Annotated in this window: 19 protein-coding genes; 6 read left to right on the plus strand and 13 right to left on the minus strand. The window is 49.8% G+C overall.

The features are described 5' to 3' along the window. Positions 1-222: 222 nt before the first annotated feature. The 12 genes from C7B65_RS14815 to ahcY form a co-directional block, all read right to left on the minus strand. Complete coding sequence (locus C7B65_RS14815; RefSeq protein WP_073072448.1) at positions 223-2,055, minus strand: ABC transporter ATP-binding protein; 1,833 nt, start codon at positions 2,053-2,055, stop codon at positions 223-225. Between the two features lie 73 nt (positions 2,056-2,128). Next, positions 2,129-3,496 (minus strand): tetratricopeptide repeat protein, encoded by a 1,368-nt coding sequence (locus tag C7B65_RS14820; RefSeq protein WP_181314402.1) that lies wholly within the window; start codon positions 3,494-3,496, stop codon positions 2,129-2,131. Between the two features lies 1 nt (position 3,497). Next, positions 3,498-4,847: an ATP-binding protein gene (locus C7B65_RS14825; protein ID WP_073072450.1), complete on the minus strand. Its 1,350-nt coding sequence runs from the start codon at positions 4,845-4,847 to the stop codon at positions 3,498-3,500. A gap of 117 nt (positions 4,848-4,964) precedes the next feature. Next, positions 4,965-5,279, minus strand: coding sequence for a DUF433 domain-containing protein (locus C7B65_RS14830; protein ID WP_073072451.1), 315 nt, complete (start codon positions 5,277-5,279; stop codon positions 4,965-4,967). Positions 5,280-5,323: 44 nt separating this feature from the next. Next, positions 5,324-5,488, minus strand: a complete 165-nt coding sequence (locus tag C7B65_RS27835; protein ID WP_181314403.1) for a hypothetical protein — start codon at positions 5,486-5,488, stop codon at positions 5,324-5,326. Positions 5,489-6,372: 884 nt separating this feature from the next. After that, the gene (gene phnE / locus C7B65_RS14835; protein WP_073072452.1) at positions 6,373-7,164 is read right to left on the minus strand and encodes a phosphonate ABC transporter, permease protein PhnE; all 792 of its coding nucleotides are present in this window, start codon (positions 7,162-7,164) and stop codon (positions 6,373-6,375) included. Continuing rightward, positions 7,161-7,934, minus strand: coding sequence for a phosphonate ABC transporter ATP-binding protein (locus C7B65_RS14840; RefSeq protein ID WP_073072453.1), 774 nt, complete (start codon positions 7,932-7,934; stop codon positions 7,161-7,163). Before C7B65_RS14840 ends, phnE begins: the two co-directional genes overlap by 4 nt. A gap of 105 nt (positions 7,935-8,039) precedes the next feature. Continuing rightward, a complete protein-coding gene (locus C7B65_RS14845; RefSeq protein WP_073072454.1) occupies positions 8,040-9,014 on the minus strand; it encodes a phosphate/phosphite/phosphonate ABC transporter substrate-binding protein in 975 nt (324 codons plus the stop codon). Positions 9,015-9,145: 131 nt separating this feature from the next. Then, positions 9,146-9,325, minus strand: coding sequence for a hypothetical protein (locus tag C7B65_RS28400; protein ID WP_219898560.1), 180 nt, complete (start codon positions 9,323-9,325; stop codon positions 9,146-9,148). A gap of 117 nt (positions 9,326-9,442) precedes the next feature. Next, positions 9,443-9,991 (minus strand): glycosyltransferase family 9 protein, encoded by a 549-nt coding sequence (locus C7B65_RS28405; RefSeq protein ID WP_219898564.1) that lies wholly within the window; start codon positions 9,989-9,991, stop codon positions 9,443-9,445. 12 nt (positions 9,992-10,003) lie between these two features. Next, positions 10,004-10,150: a hypothetical protein gene (locus C7B65_RS28410; protein WP_219898566.1), complete on the minus strand. Its 147-nt coding sequence runs from the start codon at positions 10,148-10,150 to the stop codon at positions 10,004-10,006. Positions 10,151-10,309: 159 nt separating this feature from the next. Then, entirely contained in the window at positions 10,310-11,587 is a 1,278-nt protein-coding gene (gene ahcY / locus C7B65_RS14855) for an adenosylhomocysteinase (RefSeq protein ID WP_073072460.1), read from the minus strand. A 571-nt stretch (positions 11,588-12,158) separates the two neighbouring features. On the opposite strand from ahcY, the gene C7B65_RS14860 reads away from it, so the two are divergent. From C7B65_RS14860 to C7B65_RS14885, 6 genes are all read left to right on the plus strand, one after another. Then, on the plus strand, positions 12,159-12,533 hold the full coding sequence (locus C7B65_RS14860; protein ID WP_073072462.1) for a hypothetical protein: 375 nt from the start codon (positions 12,159-12,161) through the stop codon (positions 12,531-12,533). A 76-nt stretch (positions 12,534-12,609) separates the two neighbouring features. Beyond that, positions 12,610-12,876, plus strand: a complete 267-nt coding sequence (locus C7B65_RS14865) for a hypothetical protein (RefSeq protein WP_073072464.1) — start codon at positions 12,610-12,612, stop codon at positions 12,874-12,876. Positions 12,877-12,972: 96 nt separating this feature from the next. Beyond that, entirely contained in the window at positions 12,973-13,347 is a 375-nt protein-coding gene (locus C7B65_RS14870; protein WP_073072466.1) for a hypothetical protein, read from the plus strand. Between the two features lie 378 nt (positions 13,348-13,725). Continuing rightward, a complete protein-coding gene (locus C7B65_RS14875; RefSeq protein WP_073072468.1) occupies positions 13,726-14,079 on the plus strand; it encodes a helix-turn-helix domain-containing protein in 354 nt (117 codons plus the stop codon). Positions 14,080-14,137: 58 nt separating this feature from the next. After that, positions 14,138-14,515: a hypothetical protein gene (locus C7B65_RS14880; RefSeq protein ID WP_073072532.1), complete on the plus strand. Its 378-nt coding sequence runs from the start codon at positions 14,138-14,140 to the stop codon at positions 14,513-14,515. 135 nt (positions 14,516-14,650) lie between these two features. After that, entirely contained in the window at positions 14,651-15,514 is an 864-nt protein-coding gene (locus C7B65_RS14885) for a hypothetical protein (RefSeq protein WP_073072470.1), read from the plus strand. 223 nt (positions 15,515-15,737) lie between these two features. Here C7B65_RS14885 and C7B65_RS14890 read toward each other — a convergent pair whose 3' ends face one another. Beyond that, entirely contained in the window at positions 15,738-16,637 is a 900-nt protein-coding gene (locus C7B65_RS14890; RefSeq protein WP_106254045.1) for an META domain-containing protein, read from the minus strand. Positions 16,638-16,640: the final 3 nt, after the last annotated feature.

Raw genomic sequence — 16,640 nt, forward strand, 5'->3', positions numbered from 1 at the left:
GCGAATCTGTCGCATTCGCAAATCAAATTGGTGTCACTCATTAACGTCAGTTCGATAAAAGTGGTTCGCTCCGGTTGTGAATTCGGGTAGCCCCCTAAATCCCCCAAGTTTGGGGACTTTGAAACTGGAGTCTTGGCTCAAAGTCGCTCAGAATGGGGGATTTAGGGGGCTGAAGCCGCTCTTGACGAAGCGAAAAAACTCGTCGAACTGACGTTAATTAGGCTACTGATATCCAGCAGCTTGCAGGGCAAACAAATGGGCGTATCGTCCCTCAGCTTTGACCAAATCTTCGTGGCTTCCCTGCTCTAACACTTTGCCCATTGACAGCACCAAAATTCGGTCTGCCATGCGAACGGTTGAGAAGCGGTGAGAAATCAGAATCGCCATCTGGTTTGAGGTCATCTCGCGAAAGCGATCGAAGATTTGCACTTCCGATTCGGCATCCATTGCCGAGGTTGGCTCGTCTAACACGAGAATGTCGGCTCTGGTTCGCATAAAGGCGCGGGAGAGAGCGATCTTTTGCCACTGTCCACCAGAGAGTTCGCGACCGCTCTTAAACCAGCGACCTAAGCGCGTTTCAAAGCCTTCGGGCATCTGCTCGATGAAGGGCAGCGCGTTGCCTTTTTCCGCCGCCTCAATCCAGCGATCGTGATCTTCTAAATATTTGACATCGCCAACGCCCACGTTTTCACCAACTTTGAACTGATATTGCATAAAGTTCTGAAAAATCACGCCGATGCGCTGCTGCAATATCTCTAAATTCCACAGTTGCAAGTCCAACCCGTCGAGTAAGATGCGTCCAGAATTGGGCGTGTAGAGTCGGGTCAGCAGTTTAATCAGCGTTGTTTTGCCGGAACCATTTTCACCGACGATCGCTAGCTTTTCTCCGGGCTTGAGATGGAATGAGACGTGATTGAGCGCGAGTTGTTCGCTGCCGGGATATTGAAAGGAGACATTCTCAAAGCGCAAGCCATCACCCGGACTGGTGCCGCGATCGGCATAGCCTTGCGGTTGAGGAATCTCTTGTTCTAAAAACTCATACAAGTTAGAGAGATAGAGGCTGTCTTCATACATTCCGCCGATCGCGCTGAGAATCGACGCAAACGCATTTTGACCTTGGCGAAACACGACGAGATACATCGTCAACTCACCGAGGGTAATGGCACCGACAATGGTTTCGACTACGATCCAAATATAGGCGAGATAAAACGCGGCAGTGCTAACGAGACTGAGCAGATAACTCCAGATGCCGCGACGGATGGTGAGGTTGCGGTCTTCGCTGTAGAGTCGATTGAAGATTGTGTTGTAGCGATCGAGCAACGTCTGCCCTAGTTGATAGAGCTTGACCTCCATGGCGGGGGCTTCATTGGCGATCAAAAACTCTAGATAATTTTGTTCGCGGCTTTCGGGAGTGCGCCAGCGAAATAGCCGAAAGGCTTCACCTGCAAAGCGCGTCTCGGCAACAAATGCCGGAACAGCCGCCACCATTAAAACCAGCACCGCCCATACCGAAAAATGAATCAGCAGACCGCCATAGGTGATCAGCGTCAGGCTGTCTTGCACCAATCCAAAGGTGCGCCCCACGAGACTGAGCGGACGGCTAGAGGCTTCTCGTCTCGCCCGCGTCATCTTGTCATAAAATTCTGAATCCTCGAAGTGAGCGAGGTCGAGCGTCAAGGCTTTATCTAAGATCAGCACGTTGACTTTTTGCCCCAATAAAACCCGCAACAGCGATTGACACAGGGCTAATCCTTGTTTGCTGCCTGCCAGAATTGCGACAACCAAGGCTTCTAATCCTAGATATTTTAGAGCAGTCCACTGATCGGCTGGAAGCTTTGATTGGGATGCGATGACCACGCTATCGACAATCAGTTTTCCCACATAGGCGACGACCGCAGGTAATAATCCTGCAATCAGCGTGAGGAATGCCAGAAATAGAGTGAGCCGACGATCGGTACTCCAAACCAGGGCGATCGCGCGTCCGCAATATTGAAAAATCGAGAGGGATTGAGAAACGCTCCGCAGATAGCGTTTTATAGGTGATGTCTGATTCATTATTCAACGATAACGTTCAGGGCGAATGAATCGCATCTTTCCTTTGAGTCGTCTGCTTTGTAGGGTTGCCTAGCTATGAGGCGAAATTGGGGTTGAGGAGCGATCGGAATCGATCGTCTTGCCGAATGCCATCAAAATCTGAGTCTGTCTTTGCCATCTCTCGGTACTCGGAATCTAGGTTAATGGCTTGTTGTAAGGTGGCAATGGCTAAATCAACATTCTTCTGCAATCCATAAAAGCAGGCTTTGTTGTACCAGGCTTCGTGATAGTCCGGTTTGAATTCCAGGGCTTTGTCATAGCTGGTGATCGCCTCCTCTTTGCGTCCTAAGGCAGACAGCGCATTGCCGCAGTTGTACCAAGCTTCGTGATAGTCCGGTTTGAATTCTAGGGCTTTGTCATAGCTGGTGATCGCCTCCTCTTTGTGTCCTAAGGCAGACAGCGCATTGCCGCGGTTGTTCCAGGCTTCGCGATAGTCCGGTTTGAATTCTAGGGCTTTGTCATAGCTGGTGATCGCCTCCTCTTTGCGTCCTAAGGCAGACAGCGCATTGCCGCGGCTGTACCAGGCTTCGTGATAGTCCGGTTTGAATTCCAGGGCTTTGTCATAGCTGGTGATCGCTTCCTCCTTACGCCCTAAGTCAGACAACGCATTGCCACGGTTGTTCCAGGCTTCGTGATAGTCCGGTTTGAATTCCAGGGCTTTGTCATAGCTGGTGATCGCCGCTTCATAGTTTCGATCAGCCGAGAGGATATTGCCTTTTTCAATCCACAAACTGGCTTGTTGATCTGGGGTCTGCTGATCCTCCTCCAAAATGGCTTGAATGTCCCGGATGCGATCGAGCCGCTGGGTATGACTCCATGCGAGGTATTCATCATAATCTCCCTGGAGTTCCTGCGTCAGTTTGCCGACGGTTTCGGAATCGGGGACAAACTCAAAGATGCCCGATCGCCAGTCAAAGAAGTCCGGCGCACGACGCGCAATGTATTTAATGCCAAAGGCGTTCAGAAAGAACACAAAACAAAACGAAAAATCATCGCGAAAGCGCTCTCGCTGCAAATTTAGATGCCCCAACACGCGCGGCACAGTGTCAAGCTTGTAGTAGTCGCCCTGACCGCCATAGCCCGACTTGACATAGGGGTCTAAAGACTTTTCTAACCCAGAAATAAACAGCACGTTAATGGATTGGAGATTGGGCAACGTCGCCACCCGTTGGTATAAGTTGCCATCGACCAATTCTTCTTTTAGCTCCAACCGCTGCATGAGCAACGCTGGCAAATCCGCCTGGAGCCGCTGCACCAAATCTGCCTGATCGCCCGGTACACAGCGGACAAAAAATAAGCTAAACCCTTCCGTGCGCTGGAGCGATCGCACCAGAGACTGATACGACTCTTCGGGATCAGCAACCACATCCGCATCCCAATCGATCTCCGTCGTCGCACCCATTTCACTCACTTCTACTGGCTCCCCCTTCATATCGGTCTAATGCCCGCTTAAAGCCATCCAACCCCCGCACCAGCGGATGCACATCATGCCAAACCTGCACCTCGCCCTCTCCATCAATGTAGCGATATTCTAAAATGCAGCGTCGAAACAGCAAACTGCGAAATTGATCATCATTCTCGGTAATCAGCTTATCTTGAGACACCCGCACCAACGCCTCCCACTCGTGCCCATCAATCACTTTCCGATAGGTATCGCGCAACTCCGAAATTGCCCGCTGCACCGATCGCGTCGAAATCGGCAACTCCCGCGTGTTCTGCAACGCCGCCTTCATCAAATTCATCAAGTTGCGAACGTGCCCGCCACTCATTTCACACAGCTTATTCAACGCCTCGATCGACTCAAACGCCGCCTCCAATTCCCCCTCCATGTGGGCAAACCGAAACCGTTGGCGAATCAATTCCTTCAGCGTTGCCATCCCGATTTCACTAATCTCCCCGTCTGGGGTTTTGAGCATCACCATCGGCAGCACCTCCACGGGCTTATAGCGCTCTTCCATTGCCGTCAGATGCACCGAATATGCCAAAGAAATCGGCACCGTGTAAATCACATGACAGTTGAGCGCCCGCAGTTGATCGCTGTGGTTGACAAAAATTTGTTCATAATTGCTTGGCTGATTTTCACCGTCAGAGCGCTCGATGATGCGATCGAGATTATCCACAATCAGGACGAGATCCTGAGGCTTGCGATCGCCCAAGGCACTCCCAATAAAGTCATTCAAAATGTCAATCAATGATTCTGCCTGTTGTTCCACCTGACGGCGAATCACTTGCTGCTTGCTGACATTGGTTTTGATCGTGGTAGAGACTTTCCCCAGCGGTGTCTCCGGTGTTTCATAACTCAACTCATCTAGCGATAACTCCGTCACCCCCAAATCTCGCAGATCTCTTAGCAGACGATTCACCCACTCCCGAAACTTGTCATCTTGACCGGGCTGCGATCGCAGTTTGCTGATCAACTGTCGGGCACAGGCTAGCAAAATATCGCTGTATTGGGTGTTTTCCGGTTCTAAATCACCATCATCGGCGGCAAAATAAACCACCCGAAAGCCTTGGCGCTGTAGGTGATCCTGAAGTCGCAATAATTCGGTAGATTTGCCCGCACCCCGATGTCCGGCATAGAGTTGACAGGTGACTTTTTCCGATCGGGCAATCTCCAACCCCAGCCCCGCCAAAATATCTTCCTCGCCCCGCACCGATGCACAATCGACCCAAGCCGGATCATTCGCAGGTAGTGGTCGAAAAGGATCGAAGGCGGTGTAAAGCTTTTTCCAAAAATCTGGGCTGGCGGTCATGCAACGAACCTAAAGCGGCACTTCGGTTTCATTGTCCCACGTAAAGCCTATGCAGTGGTTCTACTGCGCTGGCGTGGGTATTTTCCCATCCTTGAAAACTCGTGTCTACCGACAGGTTTATAATCGTCCCTCAGCCCGTATCCGAGCCAGGAAGCGAGAAGGAGTTGCGTTCGTGCGAAGTTGCTGGACTTGTAAAAATTCCTGTTGGATTTCTGTTTCGATTTCAGCCGGATGATCGAAGTAATAGGTCATGGCAGCATGAGCTTCGGCAGGGTGAAGGTAAGGGTGCTGATGACAGATTTCATCAACCGACCAACCATGAGTGAGATAGTCCATGACTATCTGGGCGACCCGAATCCGAGGTAATCGTTTGAGATGGGCGGGGCGATCGCCGCTTTTTTCTAAATGGGGATAGGAGATGGGGAGCAGCATAAGCAAATTGCGATTGCAACAGGTTAGTGAGGGCTAATACTTTCCTACCTTGGTTTCGCTTCCGTAACGCCTATTTCACTGGCGAGGAATAGAGTGAGACGACGATCGGTACTCCAAACCAGCGCGATCGCGCGTCCGCAATATTGAAAAATTGAGAGAGATTGAGAAACGCCCCGCAGATAGCGTTTAAGTGGCGATGTCTGATTCATCTTTTCACGATAGCTTTAAGACGAATTCATCGCATCTTTCCTTTGAGTCGTCTGCTTTGGTGGGTTGCCTAGCTATTAACTTGGCAATCAAAGACCCAACGTAAAGCGGTAGGGTATGCCCACAAGTCCTTTGATTTGTCATCGCTGAGATCTTTGCCTCCTAAATCCCCCACGAGTGGGAGACTTTGAAACTAGAGTCTTAGCTCAAAGTCCCCCAGAATGGGGGATTTAGGGGGCTGAAGCCGACTGAAACGAAGCGACGAACGGACTTCTCCTAGGAGTCTTTCATCATCTCCTACAAGCCGTTTATGGTCGATCGTGGGTCTTTGATGATCGCTTCCGACTCTTGGCATTTGGGTCGTGAGGGGTTGCACTGAGTTCACGAGTCTCTACGCCTCATCGACGAGTCTTTGCATCTCGATCGCGGACGATTGCATTTCTCCCACGAGTCTTTTGGTGTCCTCTTCGCAGTGATGAATGTTGGGCGTTCCTGAATGCAAATATGAATTGCCCCCCTAGCCCCCAAGTTTGAGGGGAACCAGAATCTTAAAGTCCCCCAGAATTGGAGGATTTAGGGTTGGCGAGGGCTTTGCCCCACTTCGTGAGGAGGGCTTTAACTATTCGTGCAGGAGGTCTAAACTTAAGATCCTTAGGATCGTGGATTAAATAACCCGTAAAAGTCCTCTGATTTGTCATCGCCGAGACTTTTGCCCCCTAAATCCCCCACGAGTGAGGGACTTTGAAACCAGAGTCTTAGCTCAAAGTCCCCCAGAATGGGGGATTTAGGGGGCAAAAGCCGACCCAAACGCAGCGACAAAGATTGGTGTACACCGTAACTCCTGAGGGAGAGGGCGAGAAGTTACACCTTAATAAATCCACGTTCCTTAGAGTTTCTCTAGCTGGTGGCGCAGGTGGCTGCTGAGAAAGTCAATGCTGGTCACGACGAGCAGCAGCAAGAGCATCATGGTTGTCGCTTTAGAGTATTCAAACCCACGAATATAGTTGACCAACTCAAAGCCGATTCCCCCCGCACCAACAACGCCTAAAACCGAGGCAGAGCGGATATTGTACTCAAACATATAAAGGGTATATCCTAATCCGAGCGGCAGCACTTGCGGCAAGATGCCATACTGAGCAACTTGGCTCCATGAGGCACCGCCCACTTGCAGCGCTTTGATGGATTCTGGATCAACTGCTTCGATCGCTTCTTGATAAAATTTTGCTAAATAGCCAATCGTATAGATTGACAGCGCTAATGTTCCAGCAGTCGCTCCTAGCCCGGTAGCCGACACAAAGAAGAGTCCCAATACAATTGAGGGAACAGTTCGCACAGCATTTTGCAGCAAGGTTGCACTCCAGCGCAGCCAATCAGGGGTAAGATTTTGAGCCGACAAAACCGCGATCGGAACTGACAAAACTGCGCCGATCGTCGTTCCCCAAAGCGACATTTGCACCGTCTCAATCAGCGCTCGAATCGCCACATCAGTGACGCTTAAGTCGGGCGGAAACAGACGATAAATAAAGTCGATCATATGAGGAACGCTTTTTTGCAGCAGCGTTCCATTAATTTTTAATCCTTGCAGTGCCCATCCATACACTAGAACCAGTGCCGCAAGGATCATAAAGAGCTTGCTTTTAGACACAATCCAGCGAAACTTTACCCGAACGTCTTTCATCGCTCAACCTGTTCAGCAGTTTTAAAGTGGACAGCCAGGTTGTGACAGTCGCCGTCATAAAGAATTCGTCCTGCTTCAAAAATTAAGGCACGTCGGGCATAAGTTTGAGCGATCGCGAGGTCGTGCAAGACACTAATTATGGTCATGCCTTGATGATTCAATTGGGCCAACAGTTCCATTACGTGCCGCGTGGCTAACACATCAAGTCCGGCGGTTGGTTCATCTAGCAAAAGAATCGAGGGAGACTGCATCAGCAGGCGGGCGATCGCCACTCGTTGCCGTTGTCCGCCGCTCAATCGGCGCGTAATTTGATGGGCAGAGTCGCGCAGTCCAAACTGATGCAGAAGTTGGGATGCTTGGGCGCGATCGCGCGAATCAAATCCAAATAGTGTTTGCCACGACGATCGTTGCCCCAATCGCCCGCACAGCACATTGTCAAGCGCCGTCAGTTGAGGCACAAGTCCACCTCCTTGAAACAATATGCCAATCTCTCGTCGAATTTGAGGAATCGTTGCCGCTTGAATTGGAGTGTAATGCACATGAGCCGATCCTGATTGAATCGGCACTAGACCCAGGAGAGATTGTAGCCAGGTTGACTTGCCTGCGCCATTTAAGCCCAAAACCGCAACAAATTCTCCTGGCTGAATGGTGCAAGTGACACCTTGCAGAGCCGATCGGCGCAAAGACGGCAAATAAGCCGTTTGGAGATCAACGCACACGATCGCAGGATGGACTGAAGCGGTATAGGACGGCTGAGAACGTTGATGCATGATTGACCGACTGACGATTATTTGGCGTTGCAGAATGGGGATGAAACGACGGTAGGGGCCTGGCCCCTACCCAAATCATTCCTCTACTCAGTGATGCTGATGGCTTTAAGGCTCCATTCCTGCTTGTTTTAGCGCATTTTGCATCGGAGCCAAATGACGCGTATGGTCAATGCTCACTAACTCAGTTGAGTTATACAGATCTTTTAGCAACGCATTGTTAGCTGGCTCATTGAGTTTTTGTAACGCACTCATCACACGACCGCGCAGATCGGCGGGAACTCGATCGTCGATCGCAACTCCATGCGCCGGAACTCCTGAAATCGCATGAAGAATTCTAAGCTGCTGACTTTCCGCAGGCGTGATATAGGGAGCCTTGAGCGCATATTCCGATACAGCGGCGACCTCTGCTTGTCCTTTCAAAACGGCTTGCAGCGCTCCCGCGTAGTTGTTGCCATAAGTGACTTCGCCAAAAAATTCTTTGACGCGATCGCGGTTTTCAACCAGCCCTTGTTTCACCAAATCACCGACCGGAAAAATGAAGCCCGATCCAGAAGTCGGCGAGGTGAAGGCGATTTTCTTACCGCGCAGTTGCTCTAGATTTTGCTTGGCATCGTCTTTGCTTTGCAGGGGGCTGTCATTTCGCACGACGAACACCGATCGGTAGGTATGTCCTCCAGAATAATCGGGGCGCACTTCAGCTAAATAAAGCCGAGAACCTGCTAACTGTTCCGCTTTGAGCGCCGAACGGCTGCTGAGAAATGCCACTTCCGCTTGCTCGGCTTTCAGCGCTTCGACGGCGGCAGTATCATCACCAATCACGGCGATCACAGGCATTTTCAGTTCAGTTGATAAGAGAGCGGCGATCGCGTTGGCTTTGGTTTGTACCTCGGTTGCCCCAGACCGACTTGGAAAGACAACTCGCAACTGATTCAAGGAGTTAGCAGAGGCAGTTTGTCCTTGAGTTGCAGCCACTGGGTTTGAGGAGGTCGGAGGCTGAGTACTGCACGCGCTAATAAAGGTGGTAGTCAAGGCTAGAAATGCAGCACTGAGGTTAAAACTTGCAGTTCGATTTGATTTCATTACACGAGTCCGAGTTTAAGTGAAAAACGCCTTTATTAGAAGCAATTATCAGTAAGTCAAAGAGATTGTAAAGGCTTATGAGAACCAAAGTCAATAAGTTGTTGCAGACAGATTTACCAAAGTCATGCGGGTTATATCAAACGCTGGCTATGAGCTTTGAGCAACGAGACGCAGATTGCCATCACTCGATCGACAGAAATCTCGTCCAAGCACGTATTCCACTGCTCAAAGGGGCACGTCCCGTCATACCAACAGCGCTGCATCGTAAAGTTTTGAATCACCCGCTCTGGGCACTCTGGGTAGCCCTGCACGTTAATATGCGGCGCGGGTTGACCATACCAGGAAGGCCCAAATAAAGTAATAGACCTCCTGCACGAATCCGGGAACGCCCCCTAAGATCGCAGGGTGGGTTACGTCGAGAATTTTATTCATGCAGGAGGTCTAATGGTCGGGGTGCCGACTGCGGCTGCGATCCGAGCCGAACCCGTGTCTGAGGCAATCGTCAAATCTGACTGAGACAGCATCGCAGCAAGTTCTGTCAGTGTCCCCGGTTGCCAGATCTGGGCAGTTCCTCCGATCGATTCCACCAGTTCTGTCACCTGATTAGAATCTGAGCCGATCGGCACCACGATCGCGGCGTTCAATGTTTTCTGTAACTCTTGCCCTAATCGAATAAACTTCTCAGTTGACCATTGCTTGATCTGCATCCCCGAATCGCGATAGAGAACAACGATCTGGCGTTTAAAGTCCCCTAATTTTTCTTGTGCGTCCTGCTGTTCTTGTTGGGTTATATACAACTGAGGAGCCGCGATCGCATCGGCACAAATCAATCCTTCACTCAACAGAATTTTAATAAAGCGATCGCTGACAAATTGATCATCAGATGGCGATCGCCATAAATTTGTGACGACGCGAGTAGCACCACTCTGATGAATGATCTGATCAACGCGATCGTAATTAGTATCAGAAACAATCAAATCATACTTTTGTTAGCTGTGAAGTGTTGCGATCGCCTGCTTTAATTGACCCTTTTGAGCAATCTCAACATACTCAATCAACGGGTCAGCTTTGAGCAGATCTCCCCCTGGTGAAAACGTCAGAACGGTTAAAGTTGCATCGGGGTACGATCGTCCCAAGGCTTGAATAGCAGGTAAAGCGATTAAAACGTCGCCAATCCTCCCAATAGTTCAACAAACAGAATGCGATTCATGCAGCCTCTCTCAAATCCACGAACGCAAAGACCTCCGACTTCTTTAAAGAGTCGGAGGTCTGGATGGCTCAAAACCTAGCTAGGCTTAGGTGCCAGAAGTCCAGGAGTTGACATACTGGATTTGATCGGCGTTGAGCGCATCGATCGTGAAGCCCATCGCTTGCAGCTTCAACCGCGCAATTTCTTGATCCGCTTCTACCGGAATCGAATAGACACCGGGTTCGAGCTTGCCTTTGTTTTTGACCAGATATTCAGCGCCCATCGCCTGGTTGGCAAAGCTCATGTCCATCACCGCGCTGGGGTGCCCTTCAGCCGCCGCCAAGTTGACGAGGCGACCTTCACCCAAAACGATCACAGATTTGCCGCTCTTGAGCTTATATTCTTCGGTAAAGGTGCGAACAGTCTTAACTTCGCTAGCGCGTCCCTTTAAGGCTTCCAGGTCAATCTCGATGTCAAAGTGACCAGAGTTGCAGACGATCGCGCCATCTTTCATCGAGTCAAAGTGTTCGCCGCGAATCACGCCTTTATTGCCCGTGACGGTGACGAAAATATCGCCTCGCTTTGCCGCTTCATCCATCGGCATGACTTGGAAGCCATCCATTACGGCTTCGATCGCTGCCACCGGGTTGATCTCAGTGACAATCACATTTGCGCCCATGCCCCGCGCCCGCATTGACGTTCCTTTACCACACCAGCCATAGCCAGCAACCACAATGGTTTTGCCTGCTAATAGAATGTTAGTGGCGCGGATGATGCCATCCAAAGTCGATTGACCCGTGCCGTAGCGGTTATCAAAAAAGTGCTTGGTTTCAGCATCGTTGACGTTGATCGCCGGGAAGGTCAGCGCACCATCTCGGAGCATGGCACGCAAACGCACAATTCCGGTGGTGGTTTCTTCGGTGGTGCCAATCAGGTCAGGGAGTTGATGTTTACGTTGCTGAACCAAGGTTGCAACGACATCGCAGCCGTCATCAATGATGATGTTGGGACGGTGATCCAAGGCGATTTGAACGTGGCGGTGATAGGTATCGTTATCTTCGCCTTTGACCGCGTAAACGGGAATTCCATAATCAGCGACTAAGCTTGCCGCCACATCATCTTGAGTAGACAGCGGGTTGCTGGCAATCAGAATCGCATCAGCCCCACCTGCTTTCAGCGCGATCGCCAAATGAGCCGTTTCAGTCGTTACGTGGCAGCAAGCAGAAATCTTGATGCCCGCAAATGGCTGCTCTTTGGCGAAGCGATCGCGAATTTGAGCCAACACAGGCATTTCGCGCCCAGCCCACTCAATGCGCTGTTTGCCCATAGGCGCAAGTGCTAGATCTTTGACTTCGTACTTCAACCGAACGGGAGTTGCAGTCATGAACGTGTTTCCTCAGAGTAAATCAATAGTGGACTGAGAGAGATTTTTGATCTCTCCAAAAAAGTAACGTGCAATCTTCAGACCAATTCCACCCAAGTTCAAACAGTTTTCATTCCTGCAGAGGCTTCTGTTACCAATCCAACTGTGATTGAGCTGAGGGATAGCGGCGAGTTTATTCACGGCTATAGACTCTCTTGGCTAGGACGATCGCTTTCAACCTGACTAGTCCGTATGCTAGCCCGTATGAAAGCTGCCCTTACTGAGAGAGTGTCTTTGCTCTTAGGTTTACCGAGTTTTCGCAATAAGTCAAGTCAAGCCGGGAAATTTTGCTCGGTTATTCACGCTCACCTCATAAATTCTTCGTAAATATTAAGCTTTCTTCACACCGACAGGAGCCACACGGACGCAGGTACAAATTTACTATAATTAGATCAACGGATTTAGATGCTTTAGACCGATCGGGTAGACGATTTCACTCCCCAGAATGACCACAACCGTAGTGACAATCAACTACAATAGAGTTAAGAGATTTATCCCCTCAGCATTCAAAACTCAAACGTCAATATACACCATGCAAACGGGTCGATTCTTTTCACTGGGTAAAGGACGAGTCGGTCAATATCTTTCTCCTAGAGTTTTAGTGGTCAGAACGCCGTTTCAAAAAGCTGCAAAGCTTCGAGAGACTTGCTATTTTGGCTTTGAAAAAATCAGCCAAGCTCAAAAATTTGCCCATTCTTTGGCGAGTTCTGGCTATTTATTTCAATTGCAGCAGAGCGAAATGCTGACTCAGTTTCCTCACGAAATCAAACTCTCTGGAAACCCTGGTATTGCCAAGACCCTCGCTTATTGGGATCGATTAGACCAGAAGCAAATCGCCTCTGACAAAGCTCATTCTAGCCCTAGTCGCAATCAAAATCAGCGATCGCTCACCCGTCTCGTCGCCTAATGATTTCCCTGATTTTCAGGTTGCAACTGTCGTGGATTTTCACTACAATAGTACAAATGATTCAAGTTCTTACCCTATGACGAAACACTACATTCTGCACCTTGACCCTGCTGCCAAATATGAGTGGGATCGATGTTCGCTGCGTGACCCGATCACCGCCGATCGACCCGCCTTTGCTGACTTAATTGCTGAAGCTGTCGGTGAGCAACCTGGCTCTTATCTGGTTGCCGTCAATCTCGAAGTCACCGTTTTAGAGCAAACAGGCCCTCAATCTCAATCGGCTCCTGCCCACGAGTTGCCCACCCGAACCGCTCTGCCCCAACTGCAAGAACTGGTTGCCTAAGGTTCTCGTGCGGTTCCCATTTTGTCGTTCGTAGTCTCAGTCTGGGGTGACTGATTTGGCTACTGGCTACTCCACCGTCTTCAAGGAATGTCAGATATGAAACTGCGTTTAGGTCAATATCCCGCCGCGATCGCGCAAGCTGCCCAACACGTCAATGAGCTAGAGCAAAACATTGCTGAGATTCGTCAGCACCTGGCTCGACTCGAAGGCAATGCCGATATGGTCGTCGCCTTTGAAACCGCCCTTAAAAATGACAACCAGCGCAAAGCCCGCCGTTTTGAGGTTTTGCAAGTCAACCACGAATATTCTCACGCGATCGATGCCCTCAACCGGGCCGCCACCGAAAAAGCCAACGCCCTGGCTCATCTAGAACACTTGCGAAATGAGTTTAGCGTCGCCAAGCTAGAAACCCGACTGACGATCGCTCAACAACTTACAGGTCTAGAGTCTCGTGAACTCGTTGGGTTATAGTGACTCACGACTAAATCACTAAAAGCAGTAGAGCAAATCGGTTCTACTGCTTTTTTGTAGAGAGATGATCTACAAAAAAAATGACCCCCACCCAAGGTGCTTGGGTGGACGCACAAATCTCTCGATTCGTCATTGCCGAGATCTTCGCCCCCTAAATCCCCCAACTTTGGGGGACTTTAAGCCCAAAACTCTGATTCAAAGTCCCCCAGAATGGGGGATTTAGGGGGCAGAAGCCGCTGACAACGAAGCGAAAAACTCGTCGAACTGACATTTTTTATTTATAGAGAGATGATCTACAAAAAAATGACCCCCGCTCAAGGTGAAGGTCACTTAATTGATTCAAGTTCTTAATGAAGACTAGTAGAAATTGGCACATTTATGCAAGAACAAATGGTAGATGTGATTCGCGAGTTAATGAAAACGCAGGGAATGAGCATTCGCAAAATCTCTGCTGAAATTGCTAAAGAACATGGCGGAAGTGCCTTGGGTTACACTCAGCAAATCAGTCGCATCTTAAACGATCCGTCTTATGACCCAAACTTCTCAACGGTTGAGAAAATTCTAACCGCTCTGAAATGCTCTCTATGGCAAACCAATCAAACCACTGATCTCAAAATCGTAGAAACTCGATTAGATCAGTTAGGCGGCGATGTGGCAGAGATGAAATCGACGATCGCAGATCTCTCCTCAGCCTTGGCAGAAATTAGCGATCGATTAGACCTTTCTGATTAACTCGCTTGCATTTTGAGCAAGAGTGCTAAAATTTCCCCTATTGACCATTGCAGCCCTGATGAGAATTATTATTACGCCCCAAGAGCTTGAGCAATATCGAGCCGAACTTTTTGATCACGCGGCGGCTCTAGATGCCCTGAGAGTCATTGAAGACTGTGATGGCGATTTAGAAGACGCTGCGATCGCTCTAGCTATTCGCTCAGGGCAAGAGCCTGACACCAACGATCGCTGGATCGAAGGATTAGCAAAACGCTGGCGACATGTGCTTTGCCACGCTGATTTGCAGGAGAGTTTAGAAGATGGGCTAAGTGGAGCGGTTGTGGATGCGATCTCGGCAAGCACCGAAATTCCTGCTAAGTTGGTGACTCCCGTCGCGCTCTATGTTTTAAAGTCAGGAGTGCAAAACTTTTGTCAGCCTCTAGCAGAAAAGGTTTAAATCTTAGTTACAATCTCAGAAAATAGTTGCCTTCTACAATTTCGCCGCTACAATGAGTCACAAAACAGGGCGAAAATTCTGAGATGCGTCAGAGCGCTGCATCTCTAAGACTTTTGTGAGTGGTTTGAGGCGACTATGAAAAGAGAACTGAGACGAATCGAAGAGACACTGCACCAGATCGATCGCACCGCAACGGTGTTGGCTCCGAGCGATAATCCTGCTTCGACTCGTTCTGGCTCATCCGCTTCAGCGATTAAGTCAGTGTCTTTTGAATTGCAGCCCAAGACTGCAAAAGTCAGTTCTGCAAAAGTTGTTGCTTCGCCTCAACCTGCGACGATCGATGACTCTCAGATCGTTAGGCAGCTTGCTCCCGCCGTGACTGATCCGGCTCCAGCGATGCCAGCCCCGACCCTAGAGCCATTGAAAGTTTTTGTCCAACCTTTTTCGGTCGAAGAAACTGAGGCAAAAATTCCCAATCTGCCTAAACTCAAAGCACCTAGTTTTAGCAGCCATCGAAATGGGGCAAACCCAGCTCTAGCGACCAATCTGCTGATTGAAATTCAAACGATCGTGGAAGGGTGGCAAACTGAGTTACACCAGATTTTGCGGCAAATTCAAGATTTATATCTAGAAGGGCCGATCGTTGATGGCTGGCTAGAATCTCACTCCCGCGAACCAGAGGTTGACTCGTCGGTGTTGCGACACGCCGAAGTCGATCGGTTGATGGACTATGTTGAAGAAATTTGCTCGACTCAAGATCCCCAAAACCAGCCCGTCGCTTGTGAATCACCCCGCACTGGCTATCGGCTCTGTGGTCTTAACCCGGATGGACAGTTGTGGTCTTGTCCCTGCCCTTCTGAGCAAGTGGCAAGTCTAGGTCTGGCGATCGCTCGTCATCAAAAACTCCGCCAACTCTTAGGGCGCAAGCAAGACTTAGAAACGCGGCTCAATCATCTAGCGCAAACCCTTGTCGTTATGCACAGCCACCTCAAGGAATAACTCCACTTATTATTAATCCTTGTCAGATAAGGATTGGTATAAAGATAGTGCTTTGCCGGACTGATTGATGCGATCGCACATCGTTGATTAATTGGGTATTGCAGAATAGAGGGATGATTTGGGTAGGGGCAATCCCCCCGTGGTTGCCCGACCTCAGGGGTAGGCACGGGGGCGCTACCCCTACAACCATTTCATTCCTGATTCTGCAACACCGTTAATCACCCTAAAATTGTTCTAGCCCCAGAAACTGGGTTGAACTTTCGGCAGTCGCGGCTCTGCAACTACTAGAAATGACGCGCGCGTCGAACACTTCAATGCGACAGGTGCCAGTTGTGTTGTTCAGCACTCGCAGGTTGGCGGAAGAGGTGTAACTCCTGACGCGACCATCTAATGTAAAGCTATTGGGAACCGAACCATTGGTGCGTCGAATCACTGCACCCCGATATTGAACTCGCGCTCTAGGGGCATCCGTTCGTCCTCCTGGCTCTGTGAGTTCAAAGCCAAAATTATCTCGATCGATGGTCAGGACAGTCGTTGCAGTTCGTCCTCTCGTAAAAGCAGAACCCTGAGCCACTCCTCTGCCCTGGAAAGTTCCTTGCACAGCAGGAGGAGTTGGATTCCCTGGATTGGTGTTTTGAGAGAGATAGCGTAGAGTGCCCGACTCGCGATCGGTTCGATAAAAGATAGTCAATTGACCTGGGTTAGCTACCTCATACCGTTGAGCACCTTGTAATGCTTTCAGATATCGCGACTCCTGGGTCATGAGAGGCTCCTCACAAGCCTTAAACGTGGTGGCAAGCGGGCCAATCTTCAATTGATTACCCCGCGTTTGGAAGCCCCCATTAAAGCGATTGCATCCACCTGTACCCGTGACGCGATCGCCCGCAAAGTCTGCGGTTAAGTCAGTCGAGGGAACCATCGGAGTCGGAGCGCTTGATTCTGTCATGTTTGACAGTCGCCAATTTCCGATGATTAAGGAAGAGGATTGAGCCGTTTGAAAAGGCAGTTTTTTGGGGAAGGGCTGTGCCATTACGGGGCTTGCCGCCGTAACACCAACTGATCCAACTATCAGAGTGGCGATGCAACCCGCTAATGGTTGACTGTATGCAGTTTTATAGTTCATTTT

The organism is Phormidesmis priestleyi ULC007 (assembly GCF_003003695.1).
GTDB lineage: Bacteria > Cyanobacteriota > Cyanobacteriia > Leptolyngbyales > Leptolyngbyaceae > Phormidesmis_A > Phormidesmis_A priestleyi_A.

What these genes read in the sequence shown, in the direction of transcription:
- C7B65_RS14815 (WP_073072448.1), bottom strand. Translation starts at nt 2,055, where the DNA reads ATGAATCAGACATCACCTATAAAACGCTATCTGCGGAGCGTTTCTCAA.
- C7B65_RS14820 (WP_181314402.1), bottom strand. Translation starts at nt 3,496, where the DNA reads ATGGGTGCGACGACGGAGATCGATTGGGATGCGGATGTGGTTGCTGAT.
- C7B65_RS14825 (WP_073072450.1), bottom strand. Translation starts at nt 4,847, where the DNA reads ATGACCGCCAGCCCAGATTTTTGGAAAAAGCTTTACACCGCCTTCGAT.
- C7B65_RS14830 (WP_073072451.1), bottom strand. Translation starts at nt 5,279, where the DNA reads ATGCTGCTCCCCATCTCCTATCCCCATTTAGAAAAAAGCGGCGATCGC.
- C7B65_RS27835 (WP_181314403.1), bottom strand. Translation starts at nt 5,488, where the DNA reads ATGAATCAGACATCGCCACTTAAACGCTATCTGCGGGGCGTTTCTCAA.
- phnE (WP_073072452.1), bottom strand. Translation starts at nt 7,164, where the DNA reads ATGAAAGACGTTCGGGTAAAGTTTCGCTGGATTGTGTCTAAAAGCAAG.
- C7B65_RS14840 (WP_073072453.1), bottom strand. Translation starts at nt 7,934, where the DNA reads ATGCATCAACGTTCTCAGCCGTCCTATACCGCTTCAGTCCATCCTGCG.
- C7B65_RS14845 (WP_073072454.1), bottom strand. Translation starts at nt 9,014, where the DNA reads ATGAAATCAAATCGAACTGCAAGTTTTAACCTCAGTGCTGCATTTCTA.
- ahcY (WP_073072460.1), bottom strand. Translation starts at nt 11,587, where the DNA reads ATGACTGCAACTCCCGTTCGGTTGAAGTACGAAGTCAAAGATCTAGCA.
- C7B65_RS14860 (WP_073072462.1), top strand. Translation starts at nt 12,159, where the DNA reads ATGCAAACGGGTCGATTCTTTTCACTGGGTAAAGGACGAGTCGGTCAA.
- C7B65_RS14865 (WP_073072464.1), top strand. Translation starts at nt 12,610, where the DNA reads ATGACGAAACACTACATTCTGCACCTTGACCCTGCTGCCAAATATGAG.
- C7B65_RS14870 (WP_073072466.1), top strand. Translation starts at nt 12,973, where the DNA reads ATGAAACTGCGTTTAGGTCAATATCCCGCCGCGATCGCGCAAGCTGCC.
- C7B65_RS14875 (WP_073072468.1), top strand. Translation starts at nt 13,726, where the DNA reads ATGCAAGAACAAATGGTAGATGTGATTCGCGAGTTAATGAAAACGCAG.
- C7B65_RS14880 (WP_073072532.1), top strand. Translation starts at nt 14,138, where the DNA reads ATGAGAATTATTATTACGCCCCAAGAGCTTGAGCAATATCGAGCCGAA.
- C7B65_RS14885 (WP_073072470.1), top strand. Translation starts at nt 14,651, where the DNA reads ATGAAAAGAGAACTGAGACGAATCGAAGAGACACTGCACCAGATCGAT.
- C7B65_RS14890 (WP_106254045.1), bottom strand. Translation starts at nt 16,637, where the DNA reads ATGAACTATAAAACTGCATACAGTCAACCATTAGCGGGTTGCATCGCC.